Raw genomic sequence first — 16,341 nt, forward strand, 5'->3', positions numbered from 1 at the left:
TTAGAACTTAGGATTTATAGCTGCTGATTTAGAGCTGTGGATTTAGAGCTTAAGGTTTTCCCCCTCAAGGTAAAACCCAGCAGATCTAAGTCCGCTCAGGCGCAATCTGGCTATTGGTATCTGTTGCCACCGCATTACTGCGGCGAATTAACCCCGTCATACTCGAGCCCTGCACTAGGATTGAAAACACCACCACGGCATAGGTCATCACGAGCAGTAGCTCACGCAGCTCGACACCGCTTTGTGAATCGACAATAACGCCTTCTGGTAAACTCATCGCCATGGCCAAGGCCAGCCCCCCCCTGAGCCCGCCCCAAATGAGTATCGACTCGGCATAGGGATTGTAAGACTTCACCAACCTAAATCCGATATAGGGCAAAAATACACTCACCGCCCGCGCCGTTAAAACCAGTGGAATAGCCACTAACATAAACCACCATAATGGCGCCTTAAAGGTGACGAGCAGGAGTAATAATCCGAGCAGAAGGAACAACAACGCATTAAAGAAGGATTCAATCAGCGACCAAAAAGTGTAGAGTTTCACGCGCTCATGGCGCACAAAATACTTAGGCACGCTGTAGTTACCGATAATCATCCCTGCACTGACCATCGCCAGCGGCCCCGATACCCCTAACACTTCGGCTATGACATAACCCGCCGTCGGGATCAGCAAAGTGACCAGCATTAATTGGGTTTCTTCCTCACAGTAACGAAAGAAATGGTGCAATAATACGCCGAGCACGGCGCCATAAACGACGCCCCCGAGTGCCTCTTGGACAAACAATAGCGAGATTTGCGAAAAGGTCAGCGGCTCAGTTGAAAAAGCCAGATGGGAGATGGCCACAAAAATCACCAGCCCTATACCATCGTTAAAGAGCGACTCCCCTTCTACCTGAATAGCAATATCTTCGGGCCGCCCATCTTCTTCAGAATGGCTAACACGGCAATAGGATCTGTCGGTGAAATCAAGGCGCCAAAGAGCAAACAATGGCTTAAGGCCAAGGGTAATCCCAGCATGGGCGCGATGTAATAAAGCAAACCACCGACGATAAAAGTCGAGAGTAAGGTACTGACAAAGGCAAGAATGAGAATTTCCCATTTCTGATGCCTTAAGATTTTTAAGCGGATCTGCAATGCCCCGGCAAACAACAGAAATCCTAACATGCCATTGAGCAATAGCGCCTGAAAGTCGAGCTTCTCCAGCCCCGCCACAAAGTAACCATAAACATGGCCACCAAGCGCTTTACCGCCCAGTAATAGCAACAGGCTCATTCCCAAGGCTAATGCGGTAATGGCGACGGTTTCTTGCAGCTTATGCAAACGCGAGGATGCCACAGACGTGACTAAAGCTAACGCACAGAGAATACAGAGAATTTGATAACTCGTCATAAGAGTCTCTAATCACCCTAAGATGAAGAGACTCTAGCACAAGTTTTAGACTTCTAAACCATCCAACAGGCTTAACCAGCCTTTAATTATCCGATGGCAAAACCAAATGATACCAAAGAGACAAATCGAAAGACTGAGCCAAGTGATGGGCAGGCAATAGCCCAACACTAACAGGCCAAGAAATATCACATTGGAGTGACGTTGCCAGCGTAGATGTGATGCCAGCAAGGCATTACCTTGCGTATGTCGTTGAGACAAGTTGATAAATAGACTCAACAACACCGGCAGCAGTAACAGCGGGAAGCCTGACATTAAGGCGTAAAGCAAATGGCCTAAGCTGCGATCTTCAATTTTTGCGGCATATGTGGTTGTCGTTGTCATTGAGAGACTCCAGCCAGACGATGGGACAGGGCGTTACTCCGCCCTCGTCTTTAACCTTACGTTCTCGCAGACATAATCGCAACTAAGGCGCAAAAATATTTCCGCGCGAGAGTTTTTAAACCACCAATGTAATGAATCGACCAATGCCCTTCGCAGGCAAATATCAGGTTAAAGACAGGGTCACATCCGATTTGAGTTTAGTCGAGCAAGCTAACACATATCCGGCTTCGATTTCGGTAGGTGTTAAGGTCATGCTACTTGAGGACTCGGTCTCCCCTTCGAGCACTTGGCATTTGCACGCACCGCATACGCCCGAACGGCAGGCCGCAATGATCGGCAAGCCTTCGGCTTCAATCCCTTCAAGCAAGGTTTGCTCGGCCATTAAAGCCCGCTTTTTATCGCCTATGGACAATATAAAACTGTTACTGCCACTCACAGGAGCCTCAGTCTGCATTTCTGCCTGTTTTACGCGGCTTTGCGCCTCTTTCACCGCTGTGGCAAAACTCTCGTGATACAACTGAGTCATATCGAAGTTAAGCTCAGCAAGAATCGTTTTGACCGCCTGCATATAAGGCTCAGGTCCGCACAAAAACACAGTTCGTTCGGCAAAATCAGGGACTAAAGCTCGAAGATTATCAGCACTTAAACGGCCGATATCATGCAATACCGCCTCGGGATGCCAAGCAGTGTCAGCAGTGACATCCTCCACAATATAACGCAGCTTAAAATCTCGATGGCGCGTAGCCATGGTCTCTAATGACGTTTTAAAAATAATATCGGCCTGGGTGCGAGCGCTATGTACAAAAGCAATGTCGGCATTCATTTGGCTATCGGTTAAATAACGCGACATAGAATACATGGGCGTGATCCCACAGCCTGCACTCAAAAATAGGTATTTTTTGGCAGGAATATCAAACAGATTAAACTGCCCAGTTGGCGGTAAGACGCGTACCGTTTGCCCCGGCTGTAAATGATCAATCAAGTAATTCGACACCAGTCCGCCATTGACTCGCTTAATGGTTAATATTAAGGAATAAGGTCTCGAAGGGGTTGAGGACAAGGTGTAACTGCGGCAAGCCTGCTCACCGTTGATGTCTAGCACTAAGGTCATAAATTGCCCCGGCTTATAATCAAACTTCATCGGCTCACCGGCTTGAAAGCGAAAACTCACCACATCAGCGGTTTCGTTCCAACGTTCCACACACACTAACTGACTGAAACTGTCTTGACGCGCAGGCGTGGAGGATAAAGTGATATCGGGTAGGGTATTGATATTCATAATCTTTGTATCCATAACACTGCGGCCTTATCGTCAAGCCGCAGTGATTCTATGCTATCAATCGACCTAGGCTACGTTTAGCATGGTCTTAAGATCGGCTTCCACTGTGGTGGTGTTACGCAGGCCAAATTTTTCTTCCAAAATTTTGGCGAGATTAGCGGTTAAAAATGCCGGCGGCGTTGGGCCGGTACGGATATTTTTCACCCCAAGTGACAATAGCGTCAGCAGCACGACAATGGCTTTTTGCTCAAACCATGAAAGCACGAGATTCAATGGTAATTCATTGATATCGCATTCAAAGATTTGTGATAGCGCAATAGCCAACTGAATAGCCGAATAGGCATCGTTACATTGGCCAATGTCGAGTAAGCGCGGAATACCGTTGATATCGCCAAATTCCAACTTGTTGAATTTGTACTTACCACAACCTAAAGTCAGGATGACGGAATCCTTTGGCGCCGATTTCGCTAAATCGGTGAAATAACTCCGCTCCGACTTATCACCATCACAACCACCGACTAAGAAGAAGTGTTTGATAGAACCGTTTTTGACGTTTTCCACCACAGTCGGCGCAGCGGCCATTAAGGCATTACGGGCAAAACCTATGGTGATATTGTGTGGAATTTCATCGTATTGGAAGCCATCGAGTGCGAGCGCCTTGTCGATCACAACTGAAAAATCATCCCCAATCACATGAGTCACACCAGGCCAACCGACGATACTGCGGGTAAAGATACGGTCGCTGTATTGGCCCACATTCGGATCGATAATACAGTTTGAGGTCATCACTACGGCGCCGGGGAAATTAGCGAATTCTTTTTGCTGGTTCTGCCATGCACTGCCGTAGTTACCCACTAAATGGGCATATTTTTTAAAGGCGGGATACGCAAGCGCAGGCAGCATTTCGCCATGGGTATAAACATTAATGCCTTTGCCCGCCGTTTGCTTGAGGATAAGCTCTAAGTCCTTCATATCATGGCCAGAAACCAGAATCGCTTTGCCTTTAACGGGTTTAGTGTTGACGACAGTCGGTTCAGGATGACCGAAGGCTTCGGTCTCGCCCGCATCGAGCATGGCCATGATACGGTAGTTCAGCTGACCAATATCCATGGCTGTAGTGAACAGTTTATCGGCATCAACACTCGGCTCACCGAGAAACGCCATGATCTCATGGAAGCGACCAGCAATCTCAGTATCGGTTTTACCTAATACACGGGCGTGCTCCATGTAAGCCGCAGCCCCTTTAAGTCCATATAAGCACAGTAGTCTCAGCCCAAGGATATCTTCGTGGATCTCATTTTTATCTTTATTGAGTAAGGCGACTGGTGCTTGAGACAACATTTCGGGCTTGCTGGTACCCAGTACAAATTGCGCCACAGGAGGGAGGGATTCAGCCCGTTTACCCGCAGTTTCACACGCCGCTTCATAGGCATTCTTTAAACTTTCACGGTACTCACTGGCCTGCTTGGCATAGGCGATGATGCGCTCATCATCGAAGTTGACGTTGGTTAAGGTCGAGAAAAAAGCTTTAGGAACAAAGGTATCCACCTCAGGGTTAATGACGCCCAGTTCACGCGCCTTAGTCGCATACACTGAAACTCCCTGCAGCATGTAGATTAACAAATCTTGCAGATCCGAGGTCGCGGCCAATTTGCCACACATGCCTTGGGCATAGCTACAACCGTTGCCAGCTGGGGTACGAATAGTTTGCTCACACTGAATACAAAACATGGATAGACTCCTAATTTAAATTCATGCTTTATTTTTGCATGTTTAAAATAAGTCTACCGAAACCGTAAATAAGCGATAGCCTTTTCTTGGTTCGAATGCGAAATCTTAGAGAGAGATCACCTTCAGCAATTGCTAATTAACAGGGTGAAATCAGCCTGAAAAACCTAAAAAAATGCCCATCAAAGATGGGCATTTTTATGGCTAACTCATTCATTATCAGTTTGTTTTCATATCACTGACCGATTGCAGCATCATGCGGCTTTCACGCTGAAACTGCGGAGCAAAATCACCAAACCATTTTGCAACCGTTTGGAACTGGCTGATAAACGCGTCCCTATCGCCCCGTTTCAGTAGCTCTAATGCTTCGCGGTAGTTATCCAAATAATCGCCAATCGCATGCTGGCTATCCTGCTGGGCAAAAATAATATCGGCATAGAGCTCAGGGCTTTGGGCAAACAAACGCCCTACCATGGCGAGCTCTAAGCGATAGATAGGTGAACTAAATTGCAGCAGGGTTTCAATATCTGCTTCTTCTTTGCAAAGGTTTAAGCCATACACAAAGGTTGAGAAGTGGCGCATCGCCTGTACCAACTGCATCGCATTATCGTGGCGTTCAGGCTCGGCTTCGACAATTCGTGCGCCCCAAATCGTAATTTGCTCGAGTAACCATTGGTATTTATCCGCTTCGCGTCCATGACACACTACCACAACCTGCTTAGCTAAACTGCCGACATCGGGGCCAAACATAGGATGAAAGCCAACAACGGGTCCCTTGTGGGCAGCTAACATGGCATTCATCGGTTCAGTCTTGATGGAGGTTAAGTCAGCTAAAATACAGTCCTGTGGTAATTGGGTTAGTTTTGCACGGATAAGGTCGCAGGTGATGGCGATAGGCACAGTTACCAGTACCAATCCGGCATCGGCAAATAAAGTTTCCGCTTGCTGCCAGTCGTCTTTATCCAACACTTTGACCTGATAACCCGAGAGCGACAGCATTTGTTGGAACAGTCCACCAAGCTGACCCTTACCACCAACAATCACGACTGAACCGAGATCGTTTTTCACTTGCTTAAAGCCGACATCCTTCTCGTTGAGATAGGACTCACGCATCAAGCGGCGCAAAATATCTTCAATAAGTTGCGGCGCAATGCCCATGGTTTTGGCTTCTTCGCGGCGTTTTGCCAACATTGCCGCTTCACGTTGCGGCGCATAAATTGGCAGGCCTGCAGCGTGCTTAACCGTGCCCACCTGCGCGACTAAATCTAAGCGTTTACGCAGTAAATGCAGCAATTGCTGGTCGACGCCGTCGATAAGGCCGCGAAGGTGTTCTAATTCAGTTGTGGTTTTTTCGTTCATCTTATCAGTCCACTACACACCTAAAATAAGGTGTTTAAACATTCGGCTCTTAAGATTGACTCTTAAGCATTGGCCACTTTGAGCATATCGAAACGCGTTGCTAATACCGAAGATAACTTCGATGCGCCCGCACGTAAAACGCTTTCGGTTTTTTCCCAATTAATACAGGAGTCTGTCACAGAAACTCCGTAGGCCAATTCGCTTAATGGTTTATCACAACTTTGATTACCTTCGTTTAAATGACTTTCTAGCATTACGCCAATAATGGACTTATTGCCGTTGTAGATCTGGGCAAATACATCTTCACACACAGGGACTTGCCTGGTGTAATCCTTAGAGGAATTACCGTGGCTGCAATCGATAATAAGGCGCGCATTGAGTTTGGCTTTATGTAGCTGCGCTTCACATTCGGCTACACTGGCCGCATCGTAGTTTGGTGTTACGCCGCCGCGCAGGATCACATGCCCATCGGGGTTTCCCGCCGTTTGCAACAGAGCGACTTGACCCTGTTGGTTAATTCCCATAAATCTGTGGCTGCTGGCCGCCGATTTAAGGGCATTAATTGCCACATCGAGCTTTCCATCTGTACCATTTTTAAAGCCAACGGGCATAGACAAACCCGACGCCATTTCCCTGTGGGTTTGCGATTCAGTCGTACGAGCACCAATGGCCGACCAAGTCACTAGCTCCGAAATATATTGCGGACTGATAGGATCGAGCGCTTCGGTGGCAACGGGTAGCTCAAGCTCTGCAAGCCAAATCATCAGCTCGCGCGCCATCTTTAAGCCTTTTTCGACATCGAAGGATTCATCCATATCGGGGTCGTTAATCATCCCCTTCCAACCCACTGTGGTACGTGGCTTCTCAAAGTAGACTCGCATTAAGATGTAGAACTCATCGCTGAGTTCATCGTGTAACTTTTTAAGCTTTAAAGCGTATTCCTTGGCGGCATCGATATCATGGATAGAACAAGGTCCGGTGACGATAAGCACGCGGTTATCGCGCTTATGGACAATATCCGCCACGGTTTTGCGTGCATTGAGGATGTAACGATACGCGTGCTCAGAGAGTGGCAGGGCCGCTTTTAGCTCCTGCGGTGTAATAAGAACTTTCTCTGAACTGATGTGTACGTTATTGATCGTATCCTGTTGCATGCTTACCACCTAAAACTGAAGTCATATCCCCATGTGAGCAGGAATCTGGATCTCAAACTGCTGCGGGGAAGAATAAATAGCCGAGGCCACCATGTAACACTGTAACGCTACACCATTACAGCGAGCGACCAATATGCCTATTTATTGGCAGAAGATCAAGGAAGAATTTAACAAAATCGGCAGTTAACTCGAAACGCACTCGAAATGGCTAAATAGATAAACGTCAGACAACAAAAAACCGCCACGAGGGCGGTTTTCTGTGCGAACACTACGTCTTGTTTTCTGTAGCGGGTACTATTACTTAGTAGCCAGCTTTTCACGGATACGTGCAGATTTACCTGAACGATCACGTAAGTAGTACAGTTTGGCGCGACGAACGCGGCCACGACGCTTAACTTCAATGCTAGCGATCAGAGGGCTGTGCGTTTGGAATGCACGCTCAACACCTTCGCCATTAGAGATTTTACGTACTGTGAATGCAGAGTGCAGACCACGGTTACGCTTAGCAATTACAACGCCTTCGAAAGCCTGTAAACGCTCTTTATCACCTTCTTTAACACGAACCTGAACTACTACTGTATCACCAGCACCAAACGCAGGTACGTCTTGTTTCATTTGCTCATCGTTGAGCATTTTAATGATGTTGTTCATAACTTACTCCGTTCTAGAATTAACTGAGCTACGACTAAGCATTCTTGTCCATTGCTTCAACGAACTGCGCTAAAAGAGTCGATTGTTCGTCAGTCAGAGCTAGATTTTCAAATAATTCTGGCCGTCTTAGAAAAGTCCTACCAAGGCTTTGCTGCAAACGCCAGAGTCTAATTTGTTCGTGGTTGCCACTTAGCAGTACTGCGGGTACATCGAGTCCATCTAAGCTTTCAGGGCGCGTGTAATGAGGACAGTCCAGTAAACCGTCGGAGAAAGAATCTTGCTCCGCCGAAGCTTGTTTTCCTAGCACGCCAGGAACCAATCTTGATACTGCATCTATCAAGGTCATTGCGGGTAATTCGCCGCCCGAAAGCACGTAATCCCCAACCGACCATTCTTCATCCACTTCCGTTTGAATGATGCGCTCATCAATACCTTCGTATCGACCACACACCAGAATCAACCGGGATGATTCAGCCAACTCAGTGACGCCTTGCTGATCCAGCTTGCGTCCTTGAGGTGACAAGTAAATCACCTTTGCCTCTTCGCCTGCCGCCGCTTTCGCAGCATGAATGGCATCGCGTAAGGGTTGCACCATCATCAACATACCGGGACCACCGCCGTAAGGCCTGTCATCTACCGTACTGTGTCTATCATGGGTGAAATCGCGAGGATTCCACGTGTGCAACTCAAGCAGACCGTTCTTCACGGCACGACCCGTAACCCCAAAGTCTGTTACGGCACGAAACATTTCTGGGAACAGGGTTATTACCCCTAACCACATATGTTGTACCTCGACTTAAAAGTCAGGATCCCAATCCACTAAAATCTGTTTACCTTGGACATCCACCTTTAAGATGAATTGCCCTGGGACAAAGGGAAGCATACGTTCCACTTTGCCGAAGCTATCTTTCGCGTTGGCTTTCACTAAGAGCACGTCGTTCGAACCGGTTTCCACGATTTGATCGACAACACCCATGTTATAGCCATTGGTATTAATCACTTCACAACCGATGAGGTCACGCCAATAGAACTCGTCTTCTGGCAATGCGTTCATCTGCTCTGGCAGGATCCCAATTTCGCAATTGGTGAGCATTTGTGCTCGCTCCCGCGTGGTGACACCTTCAAGCTCGGCGACAACCGCCTTGCCTTGGTAACGCCACTGAATGACTTTTACTTCACGCCATTCACCATTTTCTTTAATGAGCCAAGGTGAATAGTCAAAGATACCTTCAACAGAATCGGTATAGGCGGTGATTTTCAGCCAACCTTTAATGCCATGACAGGAGCCTAATTTCCCCAGTACGACTGGCTGTTGGTTACTGCTCATCAATCTATACCTTAACGCTATTAAGCAGCTGCTTTAGCGTCTTTGATCAATTTTGCTACGCGATCAGTTGTCGCAGCGCCGTTCGCAACCCAGTGCTCAACGCGAGCTAGGTCTAAACGTAAAGTTTCTTCTTGGCCACGAGCCAATGGGTTGAAGAAACCAACACGCTCAATGAAACGACCGTCACGAGCGTTACGGCTGTCAGCAACAACGATGTTGTAAAATGGACGCTTTTTAGCGCCACCACGAGCTAAACGAATGGTAACCATGCGTTTTCAATCCTCTAATGATTTGCTTGAAGCAAAAATAAAAACTGGAACCCCGTGTTCGCGAAGAGTCCCAGATAGAAAGCCGGAAGATTTTACCTGACTTTTCAACGAATGCAACCCAATCTGGCGATTATTAAACCTGCCTTAGGATTGCCCGCCTCATTCCAAATACAATCAACCAACTGATAAGACATCAACTTTGATGAAAATCGTTGAGATTAGCGCCCAGGAAATTTCATTCCGCCAGGCATCATACCGCGCATTCCACGCATCATCTTCTGCATGCCGCCCTTAGCCGACATTTTTTTCATCATTTTTTGCATTTGGGTAAACTGTTTCAATAAACGGTTTACATCTTGAATCTCAGTCCCCGAACCCGCAGCAATACGACGCTTACGTGAGCCCTTGATTAAATCAGGGTTTTTACGCTCTTTCGCCGTCATTGAGTTAATGATGGCTTCCATTTGGCGGGTCATTTTACCATCTTGGATTTGCGCTAAAGCATCCGGCGGCAACTGACCAACACCGGGCAGCTTTTCAATCATGCTCATCATACCGCCCATGTTTTTCATTTGCTGCAGCTGTTCACGGAAGTCTTCGAGATCGAAACTACCGCCCTGCTTCACTTTGGAAGCCAGCTTCATCGCCTTTTCTTTATCGACGCCACGCTCCACTTCTTCGATAAGCGATAATACGTCGCCCATACCGAGAATACGTGAGGCGATACGGTCTGGATGGAAAGGTTCTAAGGCATCGGTCTTTTCACCCACACCCAAAAATTTAATTGGCTTGCCTGTGATATGGCGAATCGATAATGCCGCACCGCCGCGTGCATCACCATCAACCTTAGTTAAAATCACACCAGTGAGCGGCAGCGCTTCGTTAAAGGCTTTGGCCGTGTTTGCCGCGTCTTGACCCGTCATGGCATCGACCACAAACAGTGTCTCAATCGGCTTAACCGCCGCGTGCAGTGCCTTGATCTCATCCATCATGGCTTCATCGACGTGCAGACGACCCGCGGTGTCGAGAATTACTACATCGATAAATTTAAGTTTAGCGTGGGCAATGGCCGCCTTAGCGATATCGATTGGCTTTTGGCTCACGTCCGATGGGAAGAACTCCACATCGACTTCGGTCGCTAAGGTCTCAAGCTGTTTAATCGCCGCTGGACGATAAACGTCAGCACTGACGACTAATACCGATTTTTTATGGCGCGTACGCAGCAGCTTACCCAGTTTGGCAACGCTGGTTGTTTTACCCGCACCTTGAAGCCCCGCCATCATCACCACGGCTGGCGGCTGAGTGGCTAAATCCAGAGCTTGGTTTGCCTCGCCCATGGATTTTTCAAGTTCACTTTGAACAATCTTAATAAAGGCTTGGCCAGGGCTTAGGCTTTTCGCCACTTCTTGGCCAACGGCACGTTCTTTTACATTGTTAACGAATTCACGCACCACAGGCAGGGCAACATCGGCCTCCAGCAGCGCCATACGCACTTCGCGCAGGGTTTCCTTAACGTTTTCTTCGGTTAAGCGACCACGGCCACTGATATTTTTCAGCGTGCGTGACAGTCTGTCGGTTAGATTCTCAAACATCGTCCTGCTCTATACCTTTAAGGATCTCGATTAATGGGCAGTATTATAACCATGCGTGCGTATTATGCTACTGCTACGCCCCGGTTGCGTTAACTTAGGCATTTAATCTGCTACCACACTTATTTTGCGACTTGACGGCGACTATTTACACCTAACAATAAGAATCTGCTAAATTTTGCAACTTATGTCACTGCCCATTTGCCGATAGCTCATGCTATTCTAGGCAAAATATTGATCTGTATGCCCAGTTAAAACTCAAACAATCTGAAAATACGAGTTTCAAGTAGTTTGGGGATATAAGGCACCTTTAACAACACAAATAGGTTAATTACCCATGGTCATTTTTTCTGCCTCAGCCATGTTTTTTTATTGCATCGCATTGGTATTAGTGACAAGCCGGCTCTTCCATCCTGAAGGCCCTAATCGTAAAGCCGTTGCAGGTATCGCAGCGATTGCGGTGATTCTACACGCAGCCGCCCTCTCACAAGCGATATTTACCCCTGACGGACAAAACTTCAGCCTCACTAATGTGATCTCGTTAGTGAACTGGATCATCGCCTTCACCTTTACCGTGATGATGTTTAGGCTAAAAGTGATTGTGGTTGTGCCCGTGGTTTATGCCTGTTCCGTGCTCTCTGTAGCCCTGCTCTGGTTATTGCCGCCTAAGTTTATTACTCACTTTGAATTGTATCCTGAGGTCTTAGCCCACGTTGTGCTCTCTCTCATGGCATACAGCGCCCTGATGATCGCCGCCCTGTACGCGATTCAACTGGCGATGATCCAAAACAAGCTCAAAAAGAAACAACTCATGTTAAGCCCTAGCATTCCACCACTGATGACGGTAGAAAAGCAGCTCTATCATCTTGTTATTATTGGGGTCATTTTACTGAGCTTATCCCTAGCCACAGGCTTTATCTTCCTCGATGACATGTTTGCCGATGGCAAAGGCCATAAGGCGATTTTGTCAATTATCGCTTGGTTCGTGTATATCGCTATGCTGTGGCAGCAGTATTGGGTTGGCTGTAAAATTCGCACCGCAGTCATTTACACTTTAACTGGTGCAACCTTGTTATCCTTAGCTTATTTTGGCGCTCGCATTGTCAAAGAATTAATTCTTAGTTAATAATTTCAAGTCAGCTTAGGTGCTTACTCGCTAAGCTGACTTGACACCCCGTTTATTTCTCGGTATCAACTTAACCCTATCGGCCTAATTGGAGCCTATTTTTGGACGCTATATCGACAAGCGCACTCCTCATTTTCTTATTGGTGCTTATCCTTTTCTCTGCCTATTTTTCAGGTTCTGAAACCGCCATGATGACTCTTAATCGCTATCGATTAAGGCATCTCGCCTCAAATGGTCACAAAGGCGCCATTCGTGCCCTCAAGTTACTTGAACGTCCAGACCGCTTAATTGGCTTGATTTTGATTGGTAACAACCTCGTTAATATTCTCGCTTCAGCCATCGCCACGATTATCGGAATGCGTTTGTGGGGCGATTTAGGGGTCGCGATTGCAACAGGGGTACTGACATTGGTCGTGCTCGTCTTTGGTGAAGTCACACCTAAAACCATTGCCGCACTCAATCCTGAACGTATCGCCTTTCCATCAAGCTATTTACTTATCGCCCTATCGAAAGTATTTTCCTATGTCGTCACTAGCGTCAATTTCATCACCACAGGCATACTGCGCTTAGTGGGGATAAAGTCTATCAACAGCAGCGATGCATTAAGCAAGGAAGAACTTCGCACAGTCGTTCATGAAGCTGGCGCATTGATCCCCCAACGCCACCAAGAAATGTTGTTATCGATCCTAGACTTAGAAAAAGTCACTGTTGAAGATATCATGGTGCCACGCTCGGATATCTATGCAATTAACGTCAATGATGACTTTAAGTATATCAATCGCCAAGTGATCCAAAGCCCACATACTCGCGTGTTGGTTTACCGCGATACCATTGACGATGCTGTCGGCTTTATTCATCTGCGTGATGCGCTGCGCTTGCAATCAAAAGAGCAGTTCAGTAAATCCTCATTGCTGCGCGCCGTCAAAGAGCTCTACTTTATTCCTGAAGGCACACCACTCAATGTGCAATTAGCCAATTTTCAGCACAACAAAGAACGTATTGGCCTCGTCGTAGATGAATACGGTGACATCCAAGGACTGGTAACACTCGAAGATATCCTCGAAGAAATTGTCGGTGACTTCACCACTTCAATGTTACCAACCGCGAGTGAAGAGATTAACCAACAACAGGATGGCAGTTATTTGATTGATGCTAGTATCACCATCCGAGACTTGAACAAAGAGATGAAATGGAATTTTCCAACCGATGGTCCTAAAACCCTCAATGGCCTGATTTTAGAGTATTTGGAGGACATCCCCTCCGAAAACACGAGCCTACGCCTTGCAGGCTACCCGCTAGAAGTCATTGAAGTCGCTGACAATATGGTCAAAACAGTGCGAATTATCCCACAGCATTATCAACCACCCCGCTAACTTTACTACACATAAAAAAATAGGCCGAATCCAAATGGAATTCAGCCTATTTCCCTCTCACCCAAGAGATTATTTAACGCTTTTGCGTCTTCAGCCGCGCTTCGAGTGCACGGCGTTTCTCAATCGCAATAGGTGTAATTTGGGCATCTAAATCTTTTTCTAGCCCCAGGATAAAATACACTTCGGCCATTAAGAAAAACGGGCCAATTAACAGTTGGTTTAAATCATCAATAAAGGCAGGCTTTGCCTTCTCGTATTGATGGCCAATCAGCTGAAAAACCCAACCGACGATAAATACCGATATAGCCAACCAGAAGGCGTTGGGAGAGGAGGCCACTAACTCTGTTGAATACAAGACGGGGGCGATAAACAGGGCCAGACCAATCGCTAACTTTACATGCAAACGAAAATAATAAACCAGCACGCCAGCTCCTAAAATCACACCTAAACTCACATCGCCAGCACTACCAAGTGGAATACGGATTGTCGCTAATAATAGAAAAGCAGACCATATAATTAATGGGATACCAATAAAATGAGTTCGAATATTGCGCGGATTTAAATGCACACTTTTATAGGTTGATAACTGCTCTACGGCGGATTTCATCATGGGCTCCTTTTGCTGTGTCCCTGCAAATTAGTTTATAGATAAAACTTTTGACCTAACCTAGCCCAAAAATGCCAAACTGAACAGTAAAAAGTAACAAAAATGTTGCCGAGTGTTTTGAGTAATAAAAAGGGAGCTTAAAGCTCCCTTTTTCGTACAAGGTAAGAGACTAGCGAGACTCGAGGATCACTGTCGCAATGGCATAGGATTTTTCATCTGCGATTGAAATGTGCCCAATCACACCATTGAGCAAAGCTAAACGTTGCAGCGCCCCTTCAGTAAAGTTAATCGTTGGAGCACCATCAGTCGTATTGCCAATGTGGATATGCTGAAAAGATACGCCACGACCAATCCCCGTCCCCAAAGCTTTAGCGGCGGCTTCTTTGGCGGCAAAGCGTTTAGCTAAATAGCGGCTCGGTTGGCTATGCTGTTGATAGATATCGAACTCAGCCTCTGTCAGTACGCGTTTAGCCAGCTTATCGCCGGAACGCGCCACATGGGCCGTGATACGCTCGATTTCAACTATGTCAGTGCCAAGCCCAACGATTGCCATTATTCGCCTCGACGACCTTCTAACATCAGTGCTTTCATATCTTTAACCGCTGTCGCTAAGCCATCAATGGCCGCTCGCGCAACAATGGCATGGCCAATATTGAGTTCATACAGCTCAGGGATTGCCGCAATCGGTTTAACATTGTGATAATGCAACCCGTGGCCAGCATTCACTACCAACCCTTTGCCGTGAGCGTATTTTGCCATTTCGCTGATACGCGCAAGCTCTTTGGCCTCATCCTCAGCTGTTTTGGCATCGGCATAGCAACCGGTATGGATTTCGATAAGTGGCGCGCCAGAGGCGACTGCGGCATCGATTTGCGTCTTATCGGCATCGATAAACAGTGACACTTGAATACCATTGGCGGCTAAGCGGCTTACCGCAGCAGTGATTTTATCTAATTGACCAGCCACATCTAAACCGCCTTCAGTCGTCACTTCTTGGCGTTTTTCAGGGACTAAACAAACGTAGGTTGGTTTGACTTCGCAGGCGATGTTGAGCATTTCTTCAGTCACGGCACACTCAAAGTTCATCCGCGTCTTTAAGGTTTTTGCCAGCAGATACACATCGCGGTCGATAATATGGCGTCTGTCTTCCCGTAAATGAATGGTGATACCGTCGGCACCCGCATGCTCGGCAACCGCCGCCGCATGGACAGGATCGGGATAACTGGTGCCGCGAGCCTGACGCAGGGTCGCAATATGGTCGATATTAACACCCAATAAGATACGGCTCATCGGGAACTCCTTTATGTTGTTAAGGCGAGAATTAACGCTGATTTGCGCCCTATTGTACTGGGACAGACTGTAAAAAACAGGAGCTAGGGCTAATTATTCCCATTCATCTTTGGTGCTGTCGCTTGCATAAACAACTGCCGACTCACCAGTGGCTTGTTTCCGAGCAATGGTTGCAGCATAGACCGCATCAGTCGTTTAGCTGCTAAAAACTGCTCTTGCAACAGCTCATTATCGTTAAGTGCGGTTAACATCGCACCTTGATAGGTGTGCTTTGCTCGGCTGTTTAACACAAATTGAAACCCGAGTTCAGGCACAAGCTGATAGTAATGTTCAGGGATCAGCGGCTCGCCTTGTGTATCGCGGATAAGGGATGGCATAGCCCCGAGTTCCCGCAAAAGCGCCAGTTCAAGGTAACGCAGTTTCGACTCACAAAACTGCGCCGCAAGCCCTACTAAGGCTTGGTGGTAGATGAGAAATAACGCCTCGGCATTATGGTGAACAGACAGGGTTCGCATCAGCAACTCATTGATATACATGCCGGCATACAGGCTATAACCCGATAAAGGCACGGCTGGCGCGGCCGCTTCAATTTGGCTGATGTTTTTGAGTTCTGATTTACCGCTAAATTCAAAAATCAGCGGCTGAAAGGGCTGGAGGATACTTTTGATGGAGCGTTTACCGCTCCCGACACGCGCGACGGCATCGACACGCCCAATCCCGTCGACCAAGAGATTCACCAGCGCGCTAGACTCCCGATAGGGGCGATGATGCAAAACATAACCCCGTTTCATCAATCTGCGCGCTCGTTCATGGTCAGGC

At 47.3% G+C, this 16,341-nt stretch carries 16 protein-coding genes and 1 pseudogene; 2 read left to right on the top strand and 15 right to left on the bottom strand.

Annotated elements, in window-relative coordinates:
- Positions 1-85 precede the first annotated feature (85 nt).
- The 11 genes and pseudogenes from KXJ80_RS17490 to ffh all read right to left on the bottom strand — a co-directional run bounded on the left by KXJ80_RS17490 (position 86) and on the right by ffh (position 11,129).
- Positions 86-1,389 (bottom strand): annotated as a pseudogene (locus KXJ80_RS17490) (cation:proton antiporter).
- 45 nt (positions 1,390-1,434) lie between these two features.
- On the bottom strand, positions 1,435-1,770 hold the full coding sequence (locus KXJ80_RS17495; protein WP_259474472.1) for a hypothetical protein: 336 nt from the start codon (positions 1,768-1,770) through the stop codon (positions 1,435-1,437).
- A 163-nt stretch (positions 1,771-1,933) separates the two neighbouring features.
- Complete coding sequence (locus KXJ80_RS17500; RefSeq protein WP_259474473.1) at positions 1,934-3,064, bottom strand: FAD-binding oxidoreductase; 1,131 nt, start codon at positions 3,062-3,064, stop codon at positions 1,934-1,936.
- 51 nt (positions 3,065-3,115) lie between these two features.
- Entirely contained in the window at positions 3,116-4,780 is a 1,665-nt protein-coding gene (hcp, locus tag KXJ80_RS17505; RefSeq protein ID WP_259474474.1) for a hydroxylamine reductase, read from the bottom strand.
- A gap of 216 nt (positions 4,781-4,996) precedes the next feature.
- Positions 4,997-6,136, bottom strand: a complete 1,140-nt coding sequence (gene tyrA, locus KXJ80_RS17510) for a bifunctional chorismate mutase/prephenate dehydrogenase (RefSeq protein WP_259474475.1) — start codon at positions 6,134-6,136, stop codon at positions 4,997-4,999.
- Positions 6,137-6,198: 62 nt separating this feature from the next.
- Entirely contained in the window at positions 6,199-7,290 is a 1,092-nt protein-coding gene (locus KXJ80_RS17515) for a 3-deoxy-7-phosphoheptulonate synthase (protein WP_259474476.1), read from the bottom strand.
- A 297-nt stretch (positions 7,291-7,587) separates the two neighbouring features.
- Positions 7,588-7,941, bottom strand: coding sequence for a 50S ribosomal protein L19 (rplS, locus tag KXJ80_RS17520; protein ID WP_006080791.1), 354 nt, complete (start codon positions 7,939-7,941; stop codon positions 7,588-7,590).
- A gap of 34 nt (positions 7,942-7,975) precedes the next feature.
- Entirely contained in the window at positions 7,976-8,722 is a 747-nt protein-coding gene (gene trmD, locus KXJ80_RS17525; protein ID WP_011623586.1) for a tRNA (guanosine(37)-N1)-methyltransferase TrmD, read from the bottom strand.
- Between the two features lie 15 nt (positions 8,723-8,737).
- Complete coding sequence (gene rimM / locus KXJ80_RS17530) at positions 8,738-9,268, bottom strand: ribosome maturation factor RimM (RefSeq protein ID WP_086903309.1); 531 nt, start codon at positions 9,266-9,268, stop codon at positions 8,738-8,740.
- A 20-nt stretch (positions 9,269-9,288) separates the two neighbouring features.
- On the bottom strand, positions 9,289-9,537 hold the full coding sequence (gene rpsP, locus KXJ80_RS17535; RefSeq protein ID WP_011071566.1) for a 30S ribosomal protein S16: 249 nt from the start codon (positions 9,535-9,537) through the stop codon (positions 9,289-9,291).
- A 218-nt stretch (positions 9,538-9,755) separates the two neighbouring features.
- Positions 9,756-11,129 (bottom strand): signal recognition particle protein, encoded by a 1,374-nt coding sequence (ffh, locus tag KXJ80_RS17540; protein WP_037415628.1) that lies wholly within the window; start codon positions 11,127-11,129, stop codon positions 9,756-9,758.
- A 334-nt stretch (positions 11,130-11,463) separates the two neighbouring features.
- On the opposite strand from ffh, the gene KXJ80_RS17545 reads away from it, so the two are divergent.
- Both KXJ80_RS17545 and KXJ80_RS17550 read left to right on the top strand, forming a co-directional pair.
- Positions 11,464-12,252, top strand: coding sequence for a cytochrome C assembly family protein (locus KXJ80_RS17545; RefSeq protein WP_037415626.1), 789 nt, complete (start codon positions 11,464-11,466; stop codon positions 12,250-12,252).
- Between the two features lie 101 nt (positions 12,253-12,353).
- Positions 12,354-13,625 carry an HlyC/CorC family transporter gene (locus KXJ80_RS17550; RefSeq protein ID WP_099457699.1) on the top strand — a complete coding sequence of 424 codons (1,272 nt, stop codon included), beginning with the start codon at positions 12,354-12,356 and terminating at the stop codon, positions 13,623-13,625.
- Between the two features lie 73 nt (positions 13,626-13,698).
- On the opposite strand, the gene KXJ80_RS17555 is transcribed toward KXJ80_RS17550, so the two are convergent.
- The 4 genes from KXJ80_RS17555 to recO form a co-directional block, all read right to left on the bottom strand.
- Positions 13,699-14,232 (bottom strand): Mpo1 family 2-hydroxy fatty acid dioxygenase, encoded by a 534-nt coding sequence (locus KXJ80_RS17555; protein ID WP_099457698.1) that lies wholly within the window; start codon positions 14,230-14,232, stop codon positions 13,699-13,701.
- A 169-nt stretch (positions 14,233-14,401) separates the two neighbouring features.
- On the bottom strand, positions 14,402-14,785 hold the full coding sequence (gene acpS, locus KXJ80_RS17560) for a holo-ACP synthase (RefSeq protein WP_047540057.1): 384 nt from the start codon (positions 14,783-14,785) through the stop codon (positions 14,402-14,404).
- On the bottom strand, positions 14,785-15,522 hold the full coding sequence (pdxJ, locus tag KXJ80_RS17565; protein WP_037415609.1) for a pyridoxine 5'-phosphate synthase: 738 nt from the start codon (positions 15,520-15,522) through the stop codon (positions 14,785-14,787). The genes acpS and pdxJ overlap by 1 nt, the downstream gene beginning before the upstream one ends.
- An 89-nt stretch (positions 15,523-15,611) precedes the next feature.
- On the bottom strand, positions 15,612-16,313 hold the full coding sequence (recO, locus tag KXJ80_RS17570; protein ID WP_218738168.1) for a DNA repair protein RecO: 702 nt from the start codon (positions 16,311-16,313) through the stop codon (positions 15,612-15,614).
- Positions 16,314-16,341: the final 28 nt, after the last annotated feature.

It is taken from the genome of Shewanella xiamenensis (genome assembly GCF_024971755.1).
Taxonomy (GTDB): Bacteria; Pseudomonadota; Gammaproteobacteria; order Enterobacterales; family Shewanellaceae; genus Shewanella; species Shewanella xiamenensis.

Coding starts and splice junctions, on each gene's coding strand:
- hcp (WP_259474474.1), bottom strand. CDS start 4,780: ATGTTTTGTATTCAGTGTGAGCAAACTATTCGTACCCCAGCTGGCAAC.
- KXJ80_RS17495 (WP_259474472.1), bottom strand. CDS start 1,770: ATGACAACGACAACCACATATGCCGCAAAAATTGAAGATCGCAGCTTA.
- ffh (WP_037415628.1), bottom strand. CDS start 11,129: ATGTTTGAGAATCTAACCGACAGACTGTCACGCACGCTGAAAAATATC.
- tyrA (WP_259474475.1), bottom strand. CDS start 6,136: ATGAACGAAAAAACCACAACTGAATTAGAACACCTTCGCGGCCTTATC.
- trmD (WP_011623586.1), bottom strand. CDS start 8,722: ATGTGGTTAGGGGTAATAACCCTGTTCCCAGAAATGTTTCGTGCCGTA.
- KXJ80_RS17545 (WP_037415626.1), top strand. CDS start 11,464: ATGGTCATTTTTTCTGCCTCAGCCATGTTTTTTTATTGCATCGCATTG.
- KXJ80_RS17500 (WP_259474473.1), bottom strand. CDS start 3,064: ATGGATACAAAGATTATGAATATCAATACCCTACCCGATATCACTTTA.
- acpS (WP_047540057.1), bottom strand. CDS start 14,785: ATGGCAATCGTTGGGCTTGGCACTGACATAGTTGAAATCGAGCGTATC.
- rplS (WP_006080791.1), bottom strand. CDS start 7,941: ATGAACAACATCATTAAAATGCTCAACGATGAGCAAATGAAACAAGAC.
- rpsP (WP_011071566.1), bottom strand. CDS start 9,537: ATGGTTACCATTCGTTTAGCTCGTGGTGGCGCTAAAAAGCGTCCATTT.
- pdxJ (WP_037415609.1), bottom strand. CDS start 15,522: ATGAGCCGTATCTTATTGGGTGTTAATATCGACCATATTGCGACCCTG.
- recO (WP_218738168.1), bottom strand. CDS start 16,313: ATGAAACGGGGTTATGTTTTGCATCATCGCCCCTATCGGGAGTCTAGC.
- KXJ80_RS17515 (WP_259474476.1), bottom strand. CDS start 7,290: ATGCAACAGGATACGATCAATAACGTACACATCAGTTCAGAGAAAGTT.
- rimM (WP_086903309.1), bottom strand. CDS start 9,268: ATGAGCAGTAACCAACAGCCAGTCGTACTGGGGAAATTAGGCTCCTGT.
- KXJ80_RS17555 (WP_099457698.1), bottom strand. CDS start 14,232: ATGAAATCCGCCGTAGAGCAGTTATCAACCTATAAAAGTGTGCATTTA.